General features: G+C 40.1%; 24 protein-coding genes. 13 read left to right on the top strand and 11 right to left on the bottom strand.

The window, feature by feature from the left end; genetic code table 11:
- Window positions 1-102 precede the first annotated feature (102 nt).
- Window positions 103-2,715 (bottom strand): penicillin-binding protein 1A, encoded by a 2,613-nt coding sequence (locus tag F542_RS02170; RefSeq protein ID WP_025266808.1) that lies wholly within the window; start codon window positions 2,713-2,715, stop codon window positions 103-105.
- Window positions 2,716-2,880: 165 nt separating this feature from the next.
- On the opposite strand from F542_RS02170, the gene F542_RS02165 reads away from it, so the two are divergent.
- The 11 genes from F542_RS02165 to F542_RS02115 all read left to right on the top strand — a co-directional run bounded on the left by F542_RS02165 (window position 2,881) and on the right by F542_RS02115 (window position 11,608).
- Entirely contained in the window at window positions 2,881-3,516 is a 636-nt protein-coding gene (locus F542_RS02165) for a hypothetical protein (protein WP_025266807.1), read from the top strand.
- On the top strand, window positions 3,498-4,025 hold the full coding sequence (locus F542_RS10735; protein WP_015433221.1) for a hypothetical protein: 528 nt from the start codon (window positions 3,498-3,500) through the stop codon (window positions 4,023-4,025). Before F542_RS02165 ends, F542_RS10735 begins: the two co-directional genes overlap by 19 nt.
- The gene (locus tag F542_RS02155; protein WP_015433222.1) at window positions 4,025-4,540 is read left to right on the top strand and encodes a hypothetical protein; all 516 of its coding nucleotides are present in this window, start codon (window positions 4,025-4,027) and stop codon (window positions 4,538-4,540) included. Before F542_RS10735 ends, F542_RS02155 begins: the two co-directional genes overlap by 1 nt.
- Window positions 4,541-4,548: 8 nt before the next feature.
- Window positions 4,549-4,968: a hypothetical protein gene (locus F542_RS02150; protein ID WP_025266806.1), complete on the top strand. Its 420-nt coding sequence runs from the start codon at window positions 4,549-4,551 to the stop codon at window positions 4,966-4,968.
- Between the two features lie 8 nt (window positions 4,969-4,976).
- A complete protein-coding gene (gene pilQ, locus F542_RS02145; protein ID WP_025266805.1) occupies window positions 4,977-6,236 on the top strand; it encodes a type IV pilus secretin PilQ in 1,260 nt (419 codons plus the stop codon).
- A gap of 61 nt (window positions 6,237-6,297) precedes the next feature.
- Window positions 6,298-6,723 (top strand): transcription antitermination factor NusB, encoded by a 426-nt coding sequence (gene nusB / locus F542_RS02140; protein WP_015433225.1) that lies wholly within the window; start codon window positions 6,298-6,300, stop codon window positions 6,721-6,723.
- 15 nt (window positions 6,724-6,738) lie between these two features.
- Entirely contained in the window at window positions 6,739-7,707 is a 969-nt protein-coding gene (gene thiL / locus F542_RS02135) for a thiamine-phosphate kinase (RefSeq protein WP_025266804.1), read from the top strand.
- Window positions 7,708-7,709: 2 nt separating this feature from the next.
- Complete coding sequence (locus tag F542_RS02130; RefSeq protein WP_025266803.1) at window positions 7,710-8,183, top strand: phosphatidylglycerophosphatase A family protein; 474 nt, start codon at window positions 7,710-7,712, stop codon at window positions 8,181-8,183.
- Window positions 8,184-8,204: 21 nt separating this feature from the next.
- The gene (locus tag F542_RS02125; protein ID WP_025266802.1) at window positions 8,205-8,831 is read left to right on the top strand and encodes a LysE family transporter; all 627 of its coding nucleotides are present in this window, start codon (window positions 8,205-8,207) and stop codon (window positions 8,829-8,831) included.
- Window positions 8,832-10,295, top strand: coding sequence for a molybdate ABC transporter ATP-binding protein ModF (modF, locus tag F542_RS02120; protein WP_025266801.1), 1,464 nt, complete (start codon window positions 8,832-8,834; stop codon window positions 10,293-10,295).
- A 5-nt stretch (window positions 10,296-10,300) separates the two neighbouring features.
- Entirely contained in the window at window positions 10,301-11,608 is a 1,308-nt protein-coding gene (locus F542_RS02115; protein ID WP_015433230.1) for a tetratricopeptide repeat protein, read from the top strand.
- A 73-nt stretch (window positions 11,609-11,681) separates the two neighbouring features.
- Here F542_RS02115 and treC read toward each other — a convergent pair whose 3' ends face one another.
- The 4 genes from treC to F542_RS02095 all read right to left on the bottom strand — a co-directional run bounded on the left by treC (window position 11,682) and on the right by F542_RS02095 (window position 17,365).
- Window positions 11,682-13,307 carry an alpha,alpha-phosphotrehalase gene (treC, locus tag F542_RS02110; protein ID WP_025266800.1) on the bottom strand — a complete coding sequence of 542 codons (1,626 nt, stop codon included), beginning with the start codon at window positions 13,305-13,307 and terminating at the stop codon, window positions 11,682-11,684.
- A gap of 76 nt (window positions 13,308-13,383) precedes the next feature.
- Window positions 13,384-14,808 (bottom strand): PTS trehalose transporter subunit IIBC, encoded by a 1,425-nt coding sequence (treB, locus tag F542_RS02105; protein WP_025266799.1) that lies wholly within the window; start codon window positions 14,806-14,808, stop codon window positions 13,384-13,386.
- Between the two features lie 192 nt (window positions 14,809-15,000).
- Complete coding sequence (locus F542_RS02100; RefSeq protein WP_025266798.1) at window positions 15,001-16,452, bottom strand: porin family protein; 1,452 nt, start codon at window positions 16,450-16,452, stop codon at window positions 15,001-15,003.
- Between the two features lie 109 nt (window positions 16,453-16,561).
- On the bottom strand, window positions 16,562-17,365 hold the full coding sequence (locus tag F542_RS02095; RefSeq protein ID WP_025266797.1) for a Cof-type HAD-IIB family hydrolase: 804 nt from the start codon (window positions 17,363-17,365) through the stop codon (window positions 16,562-16,564).
- 128 nt (window positions 17,366-17,493) lie between these two features.
- On the opposite strand from F542_RS02095, the gene F542_RS02090 reads away from it, so the two are divergent.
- On the top strand, window positions 17,494-18,171 hold the full coding sequence (locus F542_RS02090; RefSeq protein ID WP_015433235.1) for a ComF family protein: 678 nt from the start codon (window positions 17,494-17,496) through the stop codon (window positions 18,169-18,171).
- A gap of 21 nt (window positions 18,172-18,192) precedes the next feature.
- Here F542_RS02090 and F542_RS02085 read toward each other — a convergent pair whose 3' ends face one another.
- The 5 genes from F542_RS02085 to clpP all read right to left on the bottom strand — a co-directional run bounded on the left by F542_RS02085 (window position 18,193) and on the right by clpP (window position 22,188).
- Window positions 18,193-18,996: a TatD family hydrolase gene (locus tag F542_RS02085; RefSeq protein WP_025266796.1), complete on the bottom strand. Its 804-nt coding sequence runs from the start codon at window positions 18,994-18,996 to the stop codon at window positions 18,193-18,195.
- Between the two features lie 32 nt (window positions 18,997-19,028).
- Entirely contained in the window at window positions 19,029-19,193 is a 165-nt protein-coding gene (locus F542_RS02080) for a Trm112 family protein (protein ID WP_015433237.1), read from the bottom strand.
- Window positions 19,186-20,175, bottom strand: a complete 990-nt coding sequence (gene lpxK, locus F542_RS02075; RefSeq protein ID WP_025266795.1) for a tetraacyldisaccharide 4'-kinase — start codon at window positions 20,173-20,175, stop codon at window positions 19,186-19,188. The genes F542_RS02080 and lpxK overlap by 8 nt, the downstream gene beginning before the upstream one ends.
- 169 nt (window positions 20,176-20,344) lie before the next feature.
- On the bottom strand, window positions 20,345-21,598 hold the full coding sequence (gene clpX / locus F542_RS02070; RefSeq protein ID WP_025266794.1) for an ATP-dependent protease ATP-binding subunit ClpX: 1,254 nt from the start codon (window positions 21,596-21,598) through the stop codon (window positions 20,345-20,347).
- Entirely contained in the window at window positions 21,598-22,188 is a 591-nt protein-coding gene (gene clpP, locus F542_RS02065) for an ATP-dependent Clp endopeptidase proteolytic subunit ClpP (protein ID WP_025266793.1), read from the bottom strand. Before clpP ends, clpX begins: the two co-directional genes overlap by 1 nt.
- 107 nt (window positions 22,189-22,295) lie before the next feature.
- On the opposite strand from clpP, the gene F542_RS02060 reads away from it, so the two are divergent.
- Window positions 22,296-22,694 (top strand): SufE family protein, encoded by a 399-nt coding sequence (locus F542_RS02060; protein ID WP_015433242.1) that lies wholly within the window; start codon window positions 22,296-22,298, stop codon window positions 22,692-22,694.
- On the opposite strand, the gene F542_RS02055 is transcribed toward F542_RS02060, so the two are convergent.
- Window positions 22,676-23,662 (bottom strand): AEC family transporter, encoded by a 987-nt coding sequence (locus F542_RS02055; protein WP_025266792.1) that lies wholly within the window; start codon window positions 23,660-23,662, stop codon window positions 22,676-22,678. The two genes, F542_RS02060 and F542_RS02055, sit on opposite strands and share 19 nt — an antisense overlap.
- Between the last annotated feature and the right edge of the window lie 50 nt (window positions 23,663-23,712).

Raw genomic sequence — 23,712 nt, 5'->3', positions numbered from 1 at the left:
AGTTGTAAAACCTTTGTTGCTCACCCGCAAATCGCCTAAATAAAAATGGGCTGTATTATCGCAATAAACAGCCCTGTTTTTCAACCTCAAAACATGAATAATTTAGAACAATTCTTGCCCTTTAATTTGTAACACACCCGCTGGTGGTAATCCCAAACGCTGCTGCAATGCAGGATGCGCTTTTTTCTCAGCCGCTTTTACTTCACTTTCAACGCTTAATGCTTTAGTTGGCTCAGTTCCTTTAATGAAATATTCATTTAATGCATTGCCTAAACCACCACTTACCGCATCAATTTTAACTTCAATAATATTACTTGGAGGCGTATCCTTACGTACTTGTTTATCAGATAGAGCAACTTTCATATACTTTGTCCATGCTGGCATTGCGGTTTCAGCACCAGCTTCACCACGACCGAGAGTACGTTTATTATCATCAAAGCCAACATAAACTGTTGTGACTATATTCGCCCCAAACCCAGCATACCAAGTTACTTTTGAATTATTGGTCGTCCCTGTTTTACCCCCAATATCTTGACGTTTAAATTCATTTGCTAAGCGCCAACTCGTCCCTCGCCAGCCTTGTCCTTGTTCACCAAAGATTGCCGTTTTTAACGCATTTCGCATTAGAAAAGCAATTTCACCACTGATCACTCGTGGCGCATAACGTACCTCTTTATCAGAACGACTAATTAAACTCGGAGCATCTTCTATAATTTTAGTGGCAATATCCAATTCAGGATTGCTTTCATCACTCTCCTCTTTGCTGTTTTCTGATGCTAGTTGCGCAAATTTGCTATCCAACGAATCACGATAATCTTGTGCTTGCACAAAATCAAAATAGACTGGTTCAGGATAGATAACGGGACGTTCATCACATTCTAAACAAGCACGTGCAGGATTGGCTTTAAATAACTCATTCCCTTGGCTATCCAAAATACGTTCAATAATATAAGGCTCAATTAAATAGCCTCCATTATCGAAAACCGCATAAGCTCTTGCCATTTCAAGCGGCGTAAAAGAGGCTGCACCTAGTGCTAATGCTTCAGTCGCTAAATATTGCGAACGTTTAAAACCAAAGCGTTCTAAATATTCAGCAACATAATCTATACCCGCCATCTGCATGGTACGCACCATCACCATATTCTTTGATTGTCCCAATCCCACTTTTAAGCGTAACGGCGTTGGTGAATAGGTATTTGGAGAGTTCTTCGGTGACCATGGCTTCTGCCCTTTTTTCGTAATAGTGATTGGCTGGTCACTTATTGTTGTAGCTAAGCTTGCCCCCTTATTCAAGGCAGCTGCATAAATAAACGGTTTAATTGTTGAGCCTACTTGTACAAGGGATTGGGTGGCACGATTGAATTTACTTTGTTCAAAGCTAAAACCACCAACAATTGCTTCTATCGCCCCATTATTGCTATCTAATGACACCAAAGCAGAGTTTACTTCAGGAATTTGCCCCAGCTCATATTCTCCTCGCGCATTTTTTCTTACCCAAATTTGCTGCCCTACGTTGATCACGTCTTTCACAGCTGTTGGCGCTTTACCCTGAGCAGAATCATTAATAAATTTCCGAGCCCATTTCATCCCTGCAAATTTTAACTCTGCTTGTTCGCCATCTGCCAACAACACCTTGGCACTGTTTTTCGCAATACTCAACACTGCGGCAGGTACAAAAGGCTCTGAGTGAGGTAAAGTAGCTAAATGTGTAATAATTTCCTCTTCCGACCAAGCTTTTTCTTTTGGCTGCCATAATACTTCTGCACCTCGCCACCCATGTTTGCGATCGTAATTGATTAAATTATCTCGCAAAGCTTTTTCGGCTTCTTTTTGGTCTGCAGAGAGCACCGTTGCATAGACTTTAAACCCTTTGGTATAAGCATCATCTGCCCCATAACGTTTTACCATCTCTTGGCGAATCATTTCACTTACGTAATCAGCGCGAAATTCTAAAATAGCACCCTGCGCGCGAGCAACAACAGGCTCTGCTTTAGCTTGTTCATACTGTGCTTTGCTGATTTTCCCCATTTCCAACATACGTCCAAGTACCACATTACGGCGAGCTTCCGCTCGCTTAATAGAATGGAGTGGATTCATAGTAGAAGGTGCTTTCGGCAAACCAGCAATAATCGCCATTTCAGAAAGTGTGAGCTCATCCAAATTTTTACCAAAATAGGTTTTTGCAGCCCCTGCAATGCCATAAGACCGATAACCCAAGAAAATTTTATTTAAATAGAGCTCTAGAATTTCATCTTTAGAAAGCTGATTTTCAATTTCTAACGCCAATACAACTTCATTAAATTTACGTTGAAGAGTGCGTTCTGGCGAAAGGTAAAAATTACGTGCTAGCTGTTGAGTGATGGTACTCGCGCCTTGTGTGTCGCCCTGTGCCGAACGTACAATCGCGCGTAAAATCCCTTTCGGGTCGATCCCTTTATGCTCATAAAAACGGCTATCTTCAGTCGCAATAAATGCATCAATTAAGAGAGGGGGGACTTCCGCCAGCTTCACAGGAATACGACGCTGTTCTCCCACCTCGCCAATAAGCTTACCATCTGCAGTAAAAATCTGCATTGGCTGGCTTAATTCTACTGTTTTTAGCTCACGCACGTTCGGCAAATTGTCTCTTGCCTGTACATACAACAGCCCCAAAGCAATCCCTGCCACAATAATAAGTGTAAGTAAAGCACTTAATATTATTTTTACGATCTTCATCGAAAAATTCTCTTTTGCTGAATGACGAAATAAAAATTTGCGGTCAATATGCCACAAATAAATTAAAAATATAGATAGGAACAAGCCCACCATTGAAATACAAAATTAATCAATTATAAGCGAAAAGTACCACCCTGTCCCTGTTTTTCTACGAGGAGTAAAGTAATGTGTTTCCGCTCATCTATGCAAACAACCCAATATGGCATTGCCTTAAATGAGAACTGCTCTTGCTGTGTAACACCTTCTCTCACACAATGGTTTGAAACACAACATCAGCTCGCGGAATTTTTACCTATAAAATGCCGCGTGATCTATGCGCTTCCCCACCAACATATTTGGCGGAAAATCTTTTTTCTTCCCCACCTTAATAAACAAAATTTACATGCAAAAATTGTACGTTTATTAAAACAAGAGCTACCTTTATCTTTAGAAGAAATTTGTTTCGATTATTATATCCAACCTATAGCGCAAAGTTTGCGAATAGCGCTATTTGCATTGCGGAAAAATTATCATCCCCAACTTCCACTCATTTTATCTAAAGATGTGATTTTTGATTGTGAACTGCACTGTATTGCTCGTGCGTTGCTCTATTTAAACCAACAGGATTCAGCACAAATTGAGCAATTTTATTTCCCTTTTGAGCAACAATTTTTTACTTTGCAAAACAGTGGCGTGCAATTTTTCACAACACTTCCTGAACAAAGCCAATTACTCACTTTTGTGAATAACTCCTATCGTAAAGATGAACAAATGCTTTATTTAAAAGCCCTTGGAGCAAGTTTATGGAATGGCGAGGAATAAATCTAAATAACCAATATGCCACTCTTTGGCTTACACAAAGTTTATCTAGCCTTGCAACGCTAATTATTAGCTTAACTTTAGGCAGTATTATCGCATTGGGAATGTGGCAAAGGGCTGGCAATCTTCAAATAAAAAACCGTAACTTACAACAGCAAGTAAGGCAATTAGAACAGAATATCAAGCAAACTGAGCAGGCTATTTCTCAACTGAAGAATAATAACAATACGAATGACAAAACACATTTACAAGCGGTTGAAATTCACCATTTTTTGCAAATTTTGCGCCAATTACCCTTAAAAGGCGGACTAGAATTTGCACAAATTGAAGCCGAATCACCCGCTAAAATTGTACTGATAGGGAAGGTTTCTTCTACCGTTTTCTCTCAACTTGAGCAATATTTAAAGCAAGAACAATATCACTATCAAATTGAGCATTTACAAAATAATGAAACGCATGGGTTAGCGTTTAATTTAAGTTTATGGCTTAAACCAAAACAGGAGACACAATAATGTGGCAATCACTGTTAGCCATCTACCTTAAACCAGAACATTGGGGCTATCGCCTATTAGAAAACTCGCGTTGCTATTGGCTATATCTTAGCCTAATTGGCTTAGCGATTTTATTAGCTTACCCACTTTTTATAACAAGCCAAGCTTTTTACCAACAGCAACATTGGCAAACCTTGCAAAATGAAAAACAGCAATATCTTGCTCAACAAACAAAATTATTAGAGGGTTTACAGCAAATTCATCAGCAAGATAATCAAAAAGACAACCAAATCGCAGCAATAAACCAGCAAATAAAAAACCTTGCCAGCCAACAGCAAGCAACAATAGAAACCCTACAATGGCGCTTTAGCCATGGCAAACAGATTGAATTGGTTTTGCAACAGAAGAGTCAAACAATTTTTCCATTTATTGAGCAAATGACCGTGATTAAGCAGCTACATTTTAAGCAGCTATCACTGCTGAAATTAAATCAAAAAAAACAGGTTCAGCTTAGCGCTGAAATTACCGTGAAATAGGAAAAAATATGAAATACCAAACGCTCTTTTTCATTTTTATTTCATTCTACAGTGTCGCGGATCCTTTTTATATTGATGAGTTAGAAACTAAGCAAGCGGACGAAATTGAGCAATATTCTGCAAATTTACCTAATTTTGCAAAAAATTTTAGTAATCAATCCGCTTGTACGCCTCAAAATACGTTAAATCGCGTAAATCTAAATTTACCTTTTGACGAACTAAAACTTATTGGTATCGCCCAAATTAAGCATGAGTTTCGCGCGCTCTTTCATGATAATCAACGACAAATTATCGATCTAAAAATTGGTGATTTAGTTGAGCCTGAACAAATTGAAATAGTAGAAATCAATTTGAAGCAGGTTCGCTATATCTATTGGCAGAAAGTGGAACATTGTGAAAATCCAACTATTCAATCATTCCGATTTTAGGAGGCGCTATGCGTTATATTCTTTTGTTATTTAGCACCATGATTTCCTTTACTATGGCACAAACAATCAGTTTAAATTTAAAAAATGCGCCTACCGCAGAAATCATTAGTTATCTAGCGGAAGAAAGTGGCAAAAATGTAGTGCTATCGGATAATTTAAGTGACACAAAATCACTTAGATTAGAAAATTTCACATTCGAGCAAATTCTGCAAAGTTTAGCCAAATTACATCAATTTTCACTAAAACAGGAAAAGGGCATTTATTATATTAGTGAAAAACCATTAGAACCTGCGAAAGCAAATCCTATTACTAGCATCACTCCTAAAATGCCCAAACTCATCACTAAAACGATTAAATTGCATTATGCTAAAGCTTCAGAAGTCATTCATTCGCTCACACAAGGTAGTGGCACAATGCTTGCTGAAAATGGCTATATTCACTTTGATGAACGCAGTAACAGTGTGATTATCAAAGACACCGCCACATCAATTAAAAATCTTCGAGCTTTAATTGCACAACTTGACCAACCAACAGAACAAATTGCAATTGAAGCTCGTATCGTTACCATCAATAGTGAAAATTTACAAGAACTGGGCGTTCGTTGGGGAATGTTTTCGCCTAATACTCATCATCATAGATTCTCAGGAAATCTTGAAGGTAGTGGTTTGCCAATGAATAACTTAAATGTCAATTTTCCTGTTAATAATGCCGCTTCGATGGTGCTTCAAGTTGCAAGTATCAATAGCCGTGTTTTAGATTTAGAGCTCACCGCGCTTGAACGAGAAAATAGCGTTGAAATTATTGCCAGCCCAAGATTACTTACAACGAACAAAAAAAGTGCCAACATTAAACAAGGCACAGAGATCCCTTATGCAGTCTATAGTCAAAAAGACGAACTGAGAAATATCGAATTTCGGGAAGCGGTTTTAGGCTTGGAAGTGACACCTCATCTTTCTAAGAATAACCAAATTCTGCTGGATTTAGTCGTGAGCCAAAATTCACCCAATAGCCAGACAATAGGCAGTGATATGGTAACAATTGATAAACAAGAAATTAATACTCAGGTATTTGCAAAACATGGAGAAACCATTGTTTTAGGTGGAATTTTCCAGCATCTCATCGCAAAAGGTGAAGATCGCGTACCGATCTTAGGTTCAATTCCAGTGATCAAGCGCCTATTTAGCCAAAGTCGCGATAAAATCGCTAAACGTGAATTAGTCATTTTTGTCACCCCTTATATTGTGAAATCGGAGAGAATTGAGAATTGAGAGTTTAAGCCCTGTTGTGTTAGAATCTGCAACCATTTTCCTGTAATAAATTGAAGGTTTTATGACAACTCAGCAAAAAGTATCCCCTCGCCGCAGAGCAAGAGAGTGTGCAGTTCAAGCAATCTACTCTTGGCATATTTCACAAAACAGCATTGAGCAAGTTGAACTCGCTTTTGTTACCGATCAAGATATGCAAGGCGTAGATATGCCTTATTTCCGTAAGCTGTTACGCGGTGTTGTTGAACATATTGAAGCTGTAGATGGCTCACTCCGCCCATTTTTAGATCGTAAAGAAGAAGAATTGGATCCAATTGAACGCTCTGTGTTGCGTCTCTCCGCTTATGAATTACAATTTGAACTTGATGTCCCATACAAAGTGGTTATCAATGAAGGAATCGAAGTTGCAAAAGTATTCGGCTCTGACGATAGCCATAAATATATTAATGGAGTATTAGATCAGCTTGCTCCAGCATTAAAACGCAAATAATCCTATCGAATTGCAATGGGTGAATTTGATCTCATCGAACACTATTTTAGCCGACACAAACACCTCCTGCGTGAAGATATCATTTATTCGGTAGGCGATGACTGTGCAGTAACTTGCGTGCCTAAAGGCCATCAATTGGCAATGAGTACCGATACGTTAGTCTGTGGTACGCATTTTCTTGAGACAATAAACCCCAGCGATCTTGCCTATAAATCCCTCGCCGTCAATTTAAGTGATTTGGCGGCACAGGGGGCGAAACCTGCATGGATCTCGCTAGCTTTAACCTTACCCACTATTAATCCCGTTTGGCTAGAAAGTTTTAGCCAAAGCTTTTTTGCAACATTATCGCAATTTCAGACCGCTTTAATTGGGGGAGATACAACTAAAGGCCCTCTCAGCTTAACCCTAACTGCACAAGGTTTCTTGCCGACTGGGAAAGGACTATTTCGCCATAAAGCTAAAGTAGGTGATGCTATTTTTGTCTCTGGCACACTAGGCGATAGCGCAGCCGGCTTGGCTCTCTTATTAGCGAAGCAACGTATCAACAATACTGATCAACAATATCTCCTACACCGCCATTTACGCCCAACACCACGTGTTGCACTCGGACAAGCGCTCTTAACTAACTCTCAATGCGCTCTAGATATTTCTGACGGGCTACTCGCAGATCTCCGTCATATCTTAAAAGCAAGCCAATGCGGAGCAGAGATTTATGTAGAGAATTTACCTCTCTCTTCCGCTCTAACACGCAGCTATAAGTTGGAACAAGCAGAACAATTTGCGCTAACAGGTGGGGAAGATTATGAACTGTGTTTTACTGTGCCTGTAGAAAATATCGCAGAGGTTAAACTATTAGCAAAACAACTTCATACCCCCTGTACGCAAATTGGCGTGATTACCGCACCCCGTGAACAAATTTCGCTACTTAAACACCACAAACCCTATCATTTACCTAGCTCTTTAGGATTTGATCACTTTGGATAAGTATTATGAATATCAATTTAAAAAATCCACTCCATTTTCTCGCTCTCGGCTTTGGTTCTGGGTTACTCAAACCAGCCCCTGGAACTTGGGGGAGCCTTGCAGGCTTGCTGCTTTCTATTCTTTTATGGGAAATAAGCGAAAGCGTGGTTTTCTTTATTTTATTGAGCATTGTTGCCTTTATCGCGGGCATCTATATTTGTGAAAAAATGAGCCATGAGCTTGGTGTACACGATGATAGTCGTATTGTCTGGGACGAAATTGCGGCAATTTTTCTGATCTTTGTAGGTTTGCCACAACATGATCTTTTCTATTATCTGCTCACCTTTGCTACTTTTCGGCTCTTTGATATTATTAAACCCTTCCCGATTCGTAATATCGACGCTCATTTACAGGGAGGCTTAGGTATTATGCTAGATGATACTCTTGCTGCAATTTATGCCCTATTAGCCATTTATTTAGTTTATTGGATTTTTTAACTACTATTTTAGGAAAGCAATATGTGGACTATTTTCTTTGTACAACTCATCGGCTTAATCAGCCCCGGCCCTGACTTTTTCTATGTTTGTCGTAAAGCAATGGCAGATAGCCGCCGTAATGCAATGTTAGGTGCATTAGGCATCGCATTAGGTGTTGGCTTTTGGGCGGTCATCGTATTATTTGGGCTGACATTTTTAAATCGTACCATTCCCAATTTCCAATTCTATTTAATGCTATTAGGCGGCAGCTATCTTGCTTATTGTGGTATCAAAATGGTACAGGTTCGCCAAAGTGTAGAAATTGATGAAAATCTCAAATCGCAGGCTGATGAAAAATCGCCTGTATGGAAAGAAATTCTCGGTGGGTTAGCCATTAATCTTTCAAATCCTAAAGTTGTCGTCTTTTTTAGTAGTGTACTCGCTGGCTATGTGGCAAATATCTCGGCATTCAAAGATATTCTCGCCGTTCTAGCCATTTTAATGGGCAGCACATTAATCTGGTTTTGGACAGTGGCTATTCTCTTTTCACAAAATAAAATCCGCCGTTTCTACGCCAAAAACAACCGCTATTTAGATAATGCTGCCGGCGTGGTATTCATCTTATTTGGCTTAAAACTTATTTACGAAGGTATGATGGGAATTTTCTAAATGGCGTTATCCATTCAAAATGCCGAGTTTCAGCTGGCAAAAAAAGTACTCAGAATTGAGCATTTTGGCGCTACAAATCGTGATTTTTGGGTGATTGTGGGTGGCAATGGCTCGGGGAAAAGTGCTTTTGCCCAAGCTCTCGCAGGCAAAATCCCCTTAACAAGCGGTCAATTTTCGACAGACTTTTGCAAAATTGCGATCTCAAGTTTTGAACAACAGCAAAAAATTATTGAAAAAGTCTTCCATGATCGTAATAACGACTGTGTAAACCCTGATGATTTTGGCATCACCGTTCGGGAAATGATCTTAAACGGCAGTGAAGATCAGCAACTTTGTGCACAATATGCGGAAAAATTACACATTTCAACCTTGCTGGATCGACCTTTTATCCAGCTTTCTACCGGCGAAAGCCGTAAAGTGCTGCTCTGCCAGTTACTTATCAGCCAACCCGATTTGCTCATATTAGACGAAGCCTTTGAAGGTTTAGATAAAGCTAGCGTCACCGCATGGCTTGAACTCCTTGCCGAACTTAATCAACAAATGGCCGTAGTGTTGATTTTAAGTCGATTGAATGACATTCCTGTTTTTGCAAGCCACCTTGCTCTGCTTGATAATCTCAAGCTTATTATGCAAGGCGAAAAAGCAGATATTGAAACCAATCCACTCTATCAACAGTTAGTTTATGCTGAAAATGCGATGAATATCCCACTACCAGAAAGCGCTACTCCACTTATTCACTTACCTGAAAATCAAAATCCATTTGAGCTAAAAAATGTGACCGTGCAGTATGGTGAACAAAAAATTCTGAATAACCTTTCATGGACAGTACAGCCTAACCAGCATTGGTGGATAAAAGGTCCGAATGGGGCGGGCAAATCGACGCTGCTTTCGCTAATTACAGGTGATCATCCTCAAGCCTATGCAAATCACGTCGTATTATTTGGCAAACAGCGTGGTAGCGGTGAAACCATATGGGAAATAAAAAGAAATATCGGTTATGTAAGCAGCCAACTGCATATGGACTACCGCGTAAATAGCTCGGCTCGAGACGTCATTATTTCAGGATTTTTTGACTCTGTCGGGATTTATCAACAAATTCCTGAATCCCTAAAGCTCAAAGCCAATGAGTGGTTAGCACGACTTAATTTAAGTCATCTAGCTCACAAGCCATTTCGCTCACTCTCTTGGGGGCAGCAGCGATTATTACTCATCACCCGAGCGATGGTCAAACACCCACCTATTTTGATTTTAGATGAACCTCTACAAGGGCTTGATGGCTTAAATCGTAAGCTAGTTAAACATTTTATCGATCAACTGGTGCAAAATAGCCAGACGCAACTACTGTTTGTCTCACACCAAGATCAAGATGCACCTGATTGCATTACTCACCTTTTTGAATTTATACCGAATGAGCAGGGCTATCAATATCAACAAACTATGCTCCCACAAACAAGAACGGAATAATCATTATGTCGAAACAGTACACGCAAGAAGAAGTGCTTAGCTTGAATGCCCAGCTCGAAAAGATTGCTAAACAAGTGCGAAAGTTACTTGATTCACATGAGTTTGAGACGGCAAAGCACATTCTCTTAACACAAGCACTAAACCTCGTACCGAATCATCAAATTGTCTTGAGTGATCTCGCTTACTGTGAAAAGAAACTGAATAACCCATTACAAGCATATCGTTATTTGATGCAAGCATTAGATAACAATACAGTCATTGATCCTGAAGTTTATGACTCTCTTACAAGCACCTGCTTTAGTATGAAACGTTTTGAAGAAGCTCGCTACTATGCCAAACTTTCATTAAGACGTAAAAAAGAGCTTCTTGTACAACAACCGCCAGAGATTTTTCCGCTGCCCGCAGAAAAAGCACCAGGGTTAAGCCATGATAAACGCAAAAATATCATCTGCTTTTCCTTGTTTGGCAGTTCCCCCCGCTACTGCGAAACGTCCGTGCTAAATGTAGAACTGGCCAAAAAAATCTACCCAGAATGGACTTGCCGTTTTTATTTAGATGAAAGCGTACCAGCTGAGGTTGTGCTACGCTTAGAAAAAGCGGGGGCTGAAATTATCAAAGTCACCCCCGCGCAGAAAAAAATCTCTGGGCTATTTTGGCGTTTCTTTATTTTTGATGATCCATCAGTGCAGTGTTTTATTATTCGAGATGCAGATTCAATGCTTTCTTATAAAGAGAAAGCAGCAGTCGAGCAATGGCTTAGCTCAGGCAAATGGTTTCATATTATGCGTGATGCATTAGAACATTCCGAATTAATCCTTGCCGGAATGTGGGGGGGTTATAGCGGTATTTTCGGCAGTATTGAAAATTTATCTGAAAAATTCTATCGCAAATTAAAAGTTCTGAATAAAACTATCGATCAGCATTTCTTACGTACGCTATATCCCACTGTGGCACAAAGCGTATTAATTCATGATAACTATCTGCTTGATCCTGATAGCCATGTATTCCCAGATTATCCGCTGTCCGATATTGAAAAGCTCCCATATTTTCATATTGGGATGATTGATTCTAGCATTAACACTGCGAGTTTTAGCTTAAAAGAGAAAAGTCATGTTAATAAAGTTCGTTGGTACTTAAAAAACCAGCAGAATCAGGAAATCTGTTCTTATATTTCCCCAGTCAAAGAAAGAGAAGGCGAATTCGTGGTAGATGTCAATTTACCCTATTTTTACAGCCAACAAATAGCTCAAGGAAATTGGCATTTTAGCTACAGTATTTTAGGGGAGCATAACAGTTCAACGCAAATGGCATAACGACTTACATAAGCCCCACAATGTAAAAAGGCTGATATGGATAAATACCATTCAGCCATGATAAAACACTGATTTAGCTTAGCAGATACACCGCTTGATAAGGCTGCAACGTGACTTGCCCATTTTGCAGACAAAGTTCACAGTCGTTATTCAATAGCACTTGTCCAGCCAAATTTAGTTCAACACATTGCGTTGTGGCACTTAAGTTTGCAACAACCCATAACGTTTGTTCTGCATGACTACGCTGATATGCCCAAACAGCCGGATGTTCGGGTAAAAGATCGCGATAATTTCCATCCGTAAATATTGCTAATTCCTTACGCAAACGAATTAAGTGTTGATAGGTATAGAATACCGAATTTTTATCAGCCAATGCTTGTTCTACATTGATTTCACGATAATTTTCAGCTACCGCAATCCACGGTGTTCCGGTACTAAATCCCGCATTCTTTGAACAATCCCACTGCACAGGAGTACGACTATTATCGCGCGATTTCTGAGCAAGAATTTGTAATGCAAGCGGTGTATTTACACCTTTTTTCTGCAAAATATTAAACGCATTTAAGCTTTCAACGTCTCTATACTGCGCAATATGACTAAAATTCGGGTTTGTCATTCCTATCTCTTCACCTTGATAAATATAAGGTGTACCTTGCATACCATGTAGTAGCATCGCCAGCATTTTTGCTGATTTTGTGCGCAGTTCGCCTTCTGAGCCAAAGCGGCTGACAATCCTTGGCTGGTCATGATTACACCAAAATAGTGCATTCCACGCTTTGCCGTACATTCCCTGTTGCCAATAGTTAAAAATGCGCTTCAGCTCAACATAATCGGGTTTTGCGAGTGTCCATTTTTCCCCATTAGGATAATCCACTTTTAAGTGGTGAAAATTGAAAGTCATCGATAATTCACTACCCGCTAAATTTGCATACTGTTGGCAATGTTCTAGCTGGGTCGAAGACATCTCGCCTACCGTCATTAAACCGTATGGGGATAAAGCTTTTTGATTGAGTTCTTGTAAATATTGATGGATTTTATACCCGTCCGTATAAAAGCGTCGTCCATCTCCTTCCAAATCATCTTCAAAGGTTTCAGGTTTAGAAATCAGATTAACCACATCCAAGCGTAAACCATCAACACCTTTTTCTGCCCAAAAACGGCAAATATCAAATAGCTCTTGACGTAAGGCAGGATTTTCCCAATTTAAGTCTGCTTGTTCTGGTGCAAAAAGGTGCAAATAATATTTTTGTGCTTTATCCGACCATTTCCAAGCAGAGCCTCCAAACTTGGATTGCCAGTTAGTTGGATTCTCCCGCCAAATATAGTAGTCATGGTATTCGCTTTGTGGATCTTCGCCCTGCTTAAACCACTCATGCGACGTGGAACTATGGTTAAATACCATGTCCATCACTATTTTGATATTGCGTTGATGAGCTTCACTGATCAGTTGTTCAAAATCAGCCATCGTACCGTAGCTTGGGTCAATATTACGATAATCCGCAATATCGTAGCCGTTATCTACTTGAGGGGAGACATACATTGGCGTAATCCAAATAGCCTCAACACCTAGCGTTTGCAAATAATCTAAGCGCTTAATAATACCTTGAATATCGCCAGTACCAGAGCCCGTAGTATCTTGGAATGATTTGGGGTAGATTTGGTAAATCACACCATTTTTCCACCATGGAGAATTATTCATTTTTATCCTTGTAAAAAATATTGAAAAAGTAACCGCTTGTTTATCTCAACGAAAAGAGAAGCGATAAAATAAGATGCTACTCAATTTCACCTTTTATCGCCTTGCGCTTATACACAACCATTGTTAGCACGATCGGTACGATAATTGCGACTAGCATCGCAATCGCAAAAGTTCCCCAGAATTGATGTTGAATAGAGAGAATGCCAGGTAATCCGCCTACGCCGATACTACTTGCCAGAACCCCAGCAAAACCACAAACTAATGCAGCACAAGCTGAACCAATCATGGCACATAGCATTGGGAAACGGTATTTAAGGTTAATACCGTACATTGCCGGTTCGGTAACCCCAAGATAAGCAGAGAGTGCAGCGGGTACTGCGACTTCTCGTACCGTTGCTTTTTTCGCCATAATCAAGATTGCAACCACCGCGGAGGCTTGTGCAATATTAGAAAGTGCGATCAATGGCCACACAGGAGTGCCACCAATGCTTTGAATCATTTGCATATCAATGGCAAGCGAGGTTTGGTGTACGCCGGTTACAACTAATGGTGCGTAAAGAAAGCCAAATAATGCTGCGCCAATCGGGGCAAACTCGCCGGTCATTGCACTTTTCACCACAAAGGCAACCCCATTGCCAATTTCGCGCCCAATTGGACCGATAATGGCGTGAGCAAGGAAAACAGCTAGAATGATGGAACAAACAGGGACGATAATTAGATTTAAAAAATCTGGCACGATTTTTGTCAAAAAGCGCTCAATATAGGAGAGAGTAAGGCCTGCCATGATAGCTGGAATAACTTGTGCCTGATAACCTACTTTCTCAATTGCAAACCAACCGAAATCCCATGTTTCTGGAATTTGTGAGCCCAATGCGTAAGAATTCATTAGCTGTGATGAAACAAGTGTGATGCCCAGCACAATACCTAAAATAGGCGATGTCCCCATTTTTCGAGCAATAGACCAGCAGATTCCAACTGGGAGGAAGAAAAATATCGCCTCACCAATTAACCATAAAAATGCGTGCATACTTGCCCAAAAAGCGCTGATGTCTACCAATGTCTTTGTGCCATCTTCAAACATTTTGATATCGCCGATGACATTGCGAAAGCCGAGAATCAAACCGCCTGAAATTAATGCTGGCAATAGCGGAATAAAGATATCCGCCATATGTGAAATAGCACTTTCATACCATTTCTGATTCTTTCGTGCTACGGCTTTCACCTGTTCTTTATCCACACTGGCTAACCCCGTTTTTTCAAGCAAAACTTGGTAGTAATCGCCCACTTCTTGCCCGATAACTACCTGATACTGCCCGCCTACCGAGAAATTTCCTTTCACCATAGGTAGTGCTTCAATCCCATGGCTGTCAATTTTACTTTCATCATTTAACACAAAGCGTAAGCGAGTAATACAATGCGTGACGGTTGCGATATTTTCTTTGCCGCCGACCATTTCAATCAACTTATCCACGTTTTGTGGATCTAACTTTGCCTTTGCCATCGCTCTTCCCTCTCAAAGTTAAAAAATCAACAAAATTATAGATTTTGCATTAAAAACCATCAATGGGAACATTCCCATTTTGTGATCTTGCTCACATATTTATTCTCTTAAAAAAACAAGCGGCCTAAATTTTGCAGAAATTTGCAAGATTTAGACCGCTTGTAAAAAGATATTGATACTCGGTGTTATTACTTAAAATGAGCGACTAAAATCAATAAATACACGGTGCTTATCATAGCTATAAAATGCGTGATTGCTCCTTGTTCGAGTAAAACTATAAGTCAATCTTGGTGTAATTCCCCAATAGTGTATAGCGCGATGCCAGATTGAACCTTGCAACCCATATTCTTTATTTCGCTGCGTAATTTGGAAGATTGGCATTGGTGCTTTATAACGTTTTTCTGCTAGGCTAACACTAAAACGGGTGGAAAGTCCCCAATTCCATTCTTGTTGCCAGCCAAGATTAACTCCACGGCGGAAGTAACTGTCATCCGCATCTCGAGTGGACATTCGGGTATAATTCACATTGCTAAACCAATACTGTTTAGCATTCACTAAATATACCCCTCCCATGGAAACATAATGATAATTGCCATTAAGATGTTTACGGCTGGTATAACGTTGTTCAGCATATTCATAAGAACTATTAAACTGCCATTTTGAATTTAACCAATGTTGTAGTTCAAGCGTTCCACCTGCTGCTTTAGAAAAACGTTTTAACGTTTCACTTTGGCGGCTACCACCAGCATATAGCGTTTGCTCCATAAAAGGTAAAATCACCAAGTTTGTTTTGGCATTTTGAAAACCTAACCCTAAACTTGAACGTCCAGTCACTTCGTTATATTTACGGTTATCCCAATAATATTTTCCACTGCCATTTAAGCGCAATTCATTGTAAAAACCATTGCCCCAAGACCATTTCTTACCTAGCGCAAGATTAAAGCCTATACCTTCTGCACTTTCACGCTTTGGTGCGCTCCAGTTACCATAAGTCGTCCCTGATTTCGGCGCATTATTAATATTTGGATCATTTAGATAAGTCAACCCGCCGCTTAATGTCCAACGATCTTTACGAGTGATCGCTTCAAGATAATTATCAATTAATACTTGAATTGTTTGTGGCAATGGCTCAGCACGTAGCTTTTTAAATTGATCTTCCGCTGCCTCTAATTCGTTATTTGAAAAAAGTACCGTGGCTAATTGCAAGCGTACTACCTCATTATTCGCATCTTCTGCCAAGATTTCACGGTAAAGTCGAATAGATTGCCTATAATTCTCTTGTTCTCGCGCTAAGATCGCCATTGCCCATTTAGTCGCTAAAGGGTGGCGATATTGCTCTGGCAATTGTTGATAGATAGGAAAAATCAGCGATAAGGTATCGGCATTACCAGAAAGTAAAGCCGGCTCTAAAGCCCGTATGACTAAATCAGGATGTTGGGCGAGCTGTTCTTTGGTCATACTAATACTATGATTAGCCGTACTTTGCTGCGGTGCTGCTGTTTTCTTTACTGTTGGGAAATCTGGCATTTTTTGCTCAGTTTGAATGCGAGAATCCTCTAGTCGATCGTTAATTTTCTGCTGCTCATTTGCTAAAACTGTACATGCAAGAGTTAAGGAAAGTGATGAAATGAATAATTTTTGCATAGTATTACCGTATAAAAAAGATAAGCGGTTATGACAAGGCCTCCTCCATAACCACTTAAAAATGAGAATAGTTTAGCTTAAAATTAGCTAATAGAAAACTAGCGATGTATTAAATCACCCCATAATGTTCAAGTGCATGTAAAATACCATCTTGATCTATTGGCAATGTGACATAATCTGCGAGAGCCTTCAATGCCGGCTCAGCATTGCCCATCGCTATCCCGATACCAACCTGGCTCAACATCTCCAGATCATTTAAGCCATCACCAAATGCCATTGCTTGTCCCAAGCTAAAGCCAAAGTATCGTAAAACATCTTGAATTCCTTTAGCTTTTGAATTGTGTTTGCTTAGCAGATCAACACCGTCTGTATGCCAACGAACAATTTTCAAATCCTCACCTAAAATACCACTTTCAATAACTTGCTGTTCCTGTGATTCAGAAAAAAAGGCTAATAATTGATAAACTGCTTGCTGATGGTGCAGGTTGGGCTCAACAATATAGTCGGTTTTGATTGGAAAAATTGCATTATGTACCGTTTCTGTTGCACATGACACAGCAATTTCATCATGACTCACCAACGCATACGCAATACCTAATGTATTTAATTTATCAATTGCCTGTTCAATGCGTTCAAAGGGTAATGGATATTGGCTAATGACTTGATTTTGATAGCAGTTATATTGTCCATTCACACTAACTAATAGTTCAAAGCCATCTTCATTTAATAATGGCTTGAGCGCTTCTGGAAATGCGCCAATACAGCGTCCTGTTGCAATTGCGGGAATCACTCCCTTCGCTTTCAAACGAGGAATGACTTGTTCGATGATGGAATTTGGAATACGTTTTTCGGCTTTGAGATAAAGAGTCTCATCAATATCAAAAAAAACAATTTTAGGTTGTGTCTGTAGCATAAATACTCCTCTTGTCGTAGCATTTATTTTAGCGATTTTTTCGATCTCGATCCCAAAATTAGATCAAATCTACTCACAAAAAACTGCTACAGTAAATACTAAATATAGTGTTATAACGAAATAATAGGATGAACTTATTCGCTTTTCGTTGCTTACATTGTGCTGGGCCAATTGCAATCGCTTCACATGGTTTTTGCTCACAGTGCGTAAAATTACTAGAAAAAAAACCTTACTGCCTACATTGCGGTTCCACATTAACTGAATATCAACCCTATTGTGGTATCTGCCTACAAAACGAACCGAAATGGCAACGTATTTTGCAAATTTCCACCTATAAAGCACCGCTTACCCAGTGGATTCAACGTTTCAAATTCAGAGGAGATTATTGGCTAGATCAAGCACTTGCTCGCTTGCTCCTATTAGAAATTCTCACGCAACGACGAGTGTGTTACTTTCACTTGCCTGAAGCCATTCTACCAGTCCCGCTGTTCTGGCAGCGGCAGTGGCTTCGAGGCTATAACCAAGCAGAACTAATCGCCCGTCCATTAGCAAAATGGCTCAATATTCCACTTGATACACACAGTTTGCAGCGTATCCGTGCTACAACACCACAACGCAAATTGACCGCGCGAGAACGACGGCAAAATCTACGCGCTGCTTTTCGCTATGCTCCAATTAAACCCTATCAATGTGTTGCAATCGTCGACGATGTCGTCACAACAGGCGCAACACTTAATGCTATTTGTGCCGAATTAAAAAAACAAGGCGTGCGTGAGATTTTAGTTTGGACATTAGCTCGAGCTTAGGCATCGGTTAATAGGCCAGCCTTATTGGCTCGCGCTTTTCCAGAATAGCTGTTCACTACTTTGCCAGATGGTTTCTGCAATCTGCTCTGCGGGCTCTTGGCGCAGTTCACATAATGTTCGAAAAGTAATCTGTAATCGTTCTGGACGATTAGGCTGCCCTTGGAAACCAAAAACCGGCATATCTGGAGAATCTGTTTCTAACAGCAAACTGTCTAATGGCAATTTCCGAATAGCTTCTCGAGTTTTATTTGCTCGAACGTAGGTAATTGTTCCCCCCACGCCAATCTTATAGCCTAAATCAACAAAGCGTTTCGCTTGCTCATAACTCCCCGCAAAACCGTGCACAACTCCGGCTCGTGCCAGCTGAGCCTTACGTAAAAATGATGCAAGCACATCGTGACTTTTGCGAGAATGCAAATTAACAGGCAGATGAAAACGCTTGGCAAATGCTAATTGGGCTTCTAAAAACTCACACTGCTTTTGCCATAATATAGGCGTACAAAGCTCAGCAACGTTTTTTTCCAAACCAATTTCTGCCACTGCGGTACAAGCAGGATCCACCTCTGCCAGTTTTTTTTCAAGTAAATCAAGATGTTCACGCTGATGTTGGCGAATAAAGAGAGGGTGTAAACCTAAGCCATATACAATATGCTCAGGGCAGGCTTGGCTACAAGCGCTAACTTTTGCAAAGTTTTCTGCAAAAACCGCTACCACAAGCAAGCGTTCAACCAGCGCCTGTTGTGCATTTTGCTGCAATTGTGGGATAGATACATTTAAGCTTTCCGCAAGGTAATCTAAGTGAGTATGGCAATCAAAAAATCGCATGTAATCTTCTTTCTCATTTTACTACAACACGATTAAGCTAATTGCTCCGCTTTTTCTGGCAGCATCACTGGAATACCATTTTCAATTGGATAAGCCACATTAGCAGTGCGACTAATCAAGCGATTATGTTCTTTATCCCACTCCAATTTACCATTAGAGATAGGGCAAGCAAGCTGTTCAACTAATTTTTCATTCATCATTTTTTCTCACGAGATTTAGAATTGGTTTAAGTAAACAAGCGGTAGATTCTGCAGAAAATTGTGCAGAAACAGGTACATACCACCAATTATCTTGTGCAAAATGGCGACATTTCACCGCATCTTTTTCCGTCATTAGCAGTATTTCATCTGATTTGGTTAGTGGCTGTAAACGAGCCAAATCATAAGCTTGGTGATCTGCAAAAGCATGGCGCTGACAAAGTGTCACGCCTAAATTTTCCAGCATAGCAAAAAAACGTGGCGGATACCCAATACCAGCTATCGCCACCACTTTTTTATAGCTAAATTCCTGTAGGGCAAGATGTTCTCCTGTTTTTAAATTTACCGCCATATGAGTTTCAAGCTGCATTAAATGTTCACCTGCTTTTGCATTTTTTCCGTTACAAATTACCGCTTGTACATCTTGCAGACGACTTGGTAACTCGCGTAACCCACCGGCAGGCAACAGAAAGCCATTACCAAAACGGCGTGTACCATCAATGACAACCCACTCAATATCACGTTGTAAAGCGTAATGTTGCAAACCATCGTCCGCGATAATTAAATCGAGTTCAAATTGGTTGAGCAATAATTCAATACTCTGCCGACGATTAGGCGCAACTGCAACAGGCACGCCAGTACGCTGCGCAATCAATACCGGCTCATCCCCCATTTGCTGAGAACTACTTGTTGCGCTAATCAATTGTGGGAAAATTTTATTCTCACCACCATAGCCTCGCGAAATCACTCCGACTTTTATCCCATGCTGTTGCAATTGTTCAACAAGCCAAATCACTACAGGTGTTTTACCATTGCCACCAACAGAAATATTGCCAACGATTAGCACAGGTACAGGCGCACGATAGCTATATAAAATATGTTTTGCATACAACCACTTACGACATTGGCTCAGTAGCCAAAATAATAAAGAGAATGGAAAAAGTAGAATGGTAAAAAAATTAAAGGATTGCCAGATTTTCATATAATTCTGCCTAAGCGCTGAGCCGCTGATAATGAGTAAAGAGAGAATTTTGTAAAACTCAGCAGAAAAACCACCGCTTGTTTTCCCTTTGCTCGTTGCTCAATACTGTATGATGCCATAAACGCGCGCCCTTAAAAGGAACGCGCGCGATGTTAATAGGAGAGCTATTTTATTCAATCTTTGGTTTGTCACCTTTTTCCACACAGCCTTTACCAATCGTGACTTTCTTTGCTTTCAGGGTTGGTAAATCGTACATAGTATCTAGCAAGAGATTTTCAACAATAGAACGTAAGCCCCTTGCTCCCGTTTTACGTGAAATTGCCTTTTGAGCAATTGCAATCAGTGCATCTTTGGTGAATACTAACTCTGTGCCTTCCATTTTAAACAGCGCTTGATACTGCTTGATAATCGCATTTTTCGGCTCGGTTAAAATCTTAATTAAAGCTTTTTCATCTAGCTCTGAAAGCGGTGTGATAACAGGTAAACGTCCAATTAACTCCGGAATTAAACCAAATTTGACTAAATCTTCTGGCTCAACTTGTTTGAACAGTTCTGTCAGCTCAACCTTATCGCGTTTTTGTTTTAATTCCGCCCCAAAACCAATACTACCTTGTTTATGAGTACGTTTTTCTACTACTTTATCTAAACCATCAAAAGCGCCGCCACAGATAAACAGAATTTTTGACGTATCCACTTGAATGGTTTCTTGTTTAGGATGCTTTCTCGCCCCTTTCGGATTAATATTAGCAATCGTACCTTCCACCAATTTCAATAGCGCTTGTTGCACCCCTTCACCCGAAACATCGCGTGTCAGCGATGGATTTTCAGATTTACGCGTCAATTTATCAATTTCATCAATAAAGATAATACCACGCTCTGCTTGCTCTATATCAAAATCACATTTCATCAGTAATTTTTGGATCACATTTTCTGCATCTTCGCCTACATACCCCGCCTCAGTTAAGGTAGTAGCATCAGAAACAGCAAATGGCACTTTTAGTTGGCGTGCAAGGGTTTCAGCAAGCAAAGTTTTGCCACTACCTGTCGGGCCGATAAGCAAAATATTGCTTTTGCCTAATTCCACACCATCGCTTTCCTTATTCTCAGATAAGGCACTGCGTAGGCGTTTATAGTGATTATACACCGCCACTGATAACACTTTTTTAGCATGCTCTTGCCCAATAACATAATCATCTAAATGCGCATGAATGGCATGTGGCGTTGGCACATTTTCAAAGAAATTACTTGGCGTTACACGATCTTCCTCATCAATTAAAGGCTCTTCCTCACCATTTAATAATGCATAAGATTCATTGATGCATTCATTACAAATATAACCTTCTGTGCCTTCAATTAGTGCATCAACTTCTTTGCGGTTTCTACCACAAAAACTGCAATGCGGCTCTTGTTCAAAATTACTCATTATTTTTGCTCTCTATGGCTAATTACATCATCAATCAAACCGTATTCTTTCGCTTCTTGGGCCGACATAAAATTATCGCGCTCAGTATCTTTCGCCACTTGCTCATACGGCTTACCAGAATGCTCTGCCATACGTTGCGTTAATGTACGTTTGATTTTTAAAATTTCTTCCGCATGAATTTCAATATCGGTTGCCTGCCCACGATAGCCACCAAGCGGTTGGTGAATCATCACGCGTGCATGTGGCAGAGCAAAACGTTTACCCTTTGCACCACCAGATAATAAAAATGCACCCATTGAACAAGCCTGTCCAATGCAAAGCGTGCTCACGTCTGGCTTAATGAAATTCATGGTGTCATAAATTGCCATACCAGCTGTAACTACACCACCAGGAGAGTTGATATACATATAGATATCTTTTTCAGGATCTTCAGCTTCAAGGAAAAGAAGTTGTGCCACGATTAATTTCGCCATCTCATCCTCTACTCCACCATTTAAAAAAATGATTCGCTCTTTAAGCAGGCGAGAATAGATGTCGTAAGCGCGTTCACCTTTCGCACTCTGCTCAACGACCATAGGAATAACTGACATATTGGTTCCTTACATATAATGAAAAACGTGCAATTCTAACAAACTTTAGAGGTTGCATAAAGTAGCAGGAAAAGTACAATGCGCCTTTTACTTTTAGGGGGATGCCTATGACATTCAACGAAATTGAGCAACAATTTAGCCTTTGCAAATCTTGGGAAGAAAGATACCGCTTGCTTATTCAACTTAGTCGCAGTTTACCCAAATACACGGAAAGCGAGCTTGCCAACTTACCTGAAATTTACGGCTGTGAAAGCAGGCTATGGTTCAAGTTCCAAGCAGAGCCACGCCTAATTCAAGCCTATAGTGATGCTCGCTTAATGCAGGGAATACTCGCCATTGTGATAACATTCGTTAATGAGCTTCCTAAGCAAGAATTAGCTAAATTGGATTTACAAGCGGTCTTTAATCAACTAAATATTGCAAAAAATTTAACCAGCACCCGCTTAAATGGCTTAAAGCAAATTAGTGAGATTATTTGCCACAATGCTTATACCCAACCTATTTGACGCAATAAAAATAAACCGATACTAGAGGTAAAAATTGATCCGATAGTCGTAATGCCAATCAAATTAGCGGTGACAGTTGCATCGCCGCCATAATGTCTTACCATCGCATACACCGCAGATGCTACAGGACTAGAAGTCGTCAAAAAGAGAATACCTAGCGAAATTGGATCTAGGTGAAAGCCCCATTTGCCAATCGCAAGCATCAACAATGGCACAATAATTAGCCGTACACTAGCCGATAGAAATACGACTCGGCTTCCTTCGTTTTCTACGGTTGCCGTTGAGCTAAATTTGGTTAATTGCTTGAAATTTAGACTCGCCCCTGTACAAATTAATGCCAACGGTAAACTAATATGCGCGAGGTAATCCGCTGTTTTGCTAAGTGCTGTTGGAATAAATGGAAATAGCTCAAATTCACTCACAATAATTCCCGACATCACCGCGAGAATCAATGGATTTTTCAAAATGGAAAGGGTTAAATTCATTAGGTTCATCTTCTTATCTGATAATGATTTTAGTAATGTCACAACCCCTAGTACATTAAACATAATCACTAACACAGCCACAAATACTGAAATTTTCCCCATAGCACTTGAGCCATAAGCATTCACGGCTAAAGCCAAACCCAAAATCGCCGCATTAGAGCGGAAAGTCCCTTGTGTAAAAATCGCGCGTAAACCACGTGTTTGGATATATTTACCAGCCCACCATTCGGCGATCAAATAGACCAATAGTGTACCAATCGCCCCACTCAAAATCAGATTTATCTGCCCTGAATAATCCGATGGACTACGAGCCACATTGAGAAATAATGTTGCAGGTAAAGCAAAATTAAATACGACTTTAGAGGCCATATTGCAGAAATTATCATCAATCCAACGGCGACGACGCAAAAAAATACCGAGTAAAATCATAAAGATAGTCGGTAATGTTACATTTAAACTAAATTGCAGCGATTCGAGTAACATCAACACTCCCTAGTCGAGCTCTTACCAAAAGAAAGCAGTGTACTCCGAGT

The sequence above is a fragment of the Bibersteinia trehalosi USDA-ARS-USMARC-188 genome (assembly GCF_000521725.1).
In the GTDB taxonomy this organism is placed as follows: Bacteria; Pseudomonadota; Gammaproteobacteria; order Enterobacterales; family Pasteurellaceae; genus Bibersteinia; species Bibersteinia trehalosi.
This window is presented reverse-complemented; position numbering and strand designations above follow the sequence as displayed.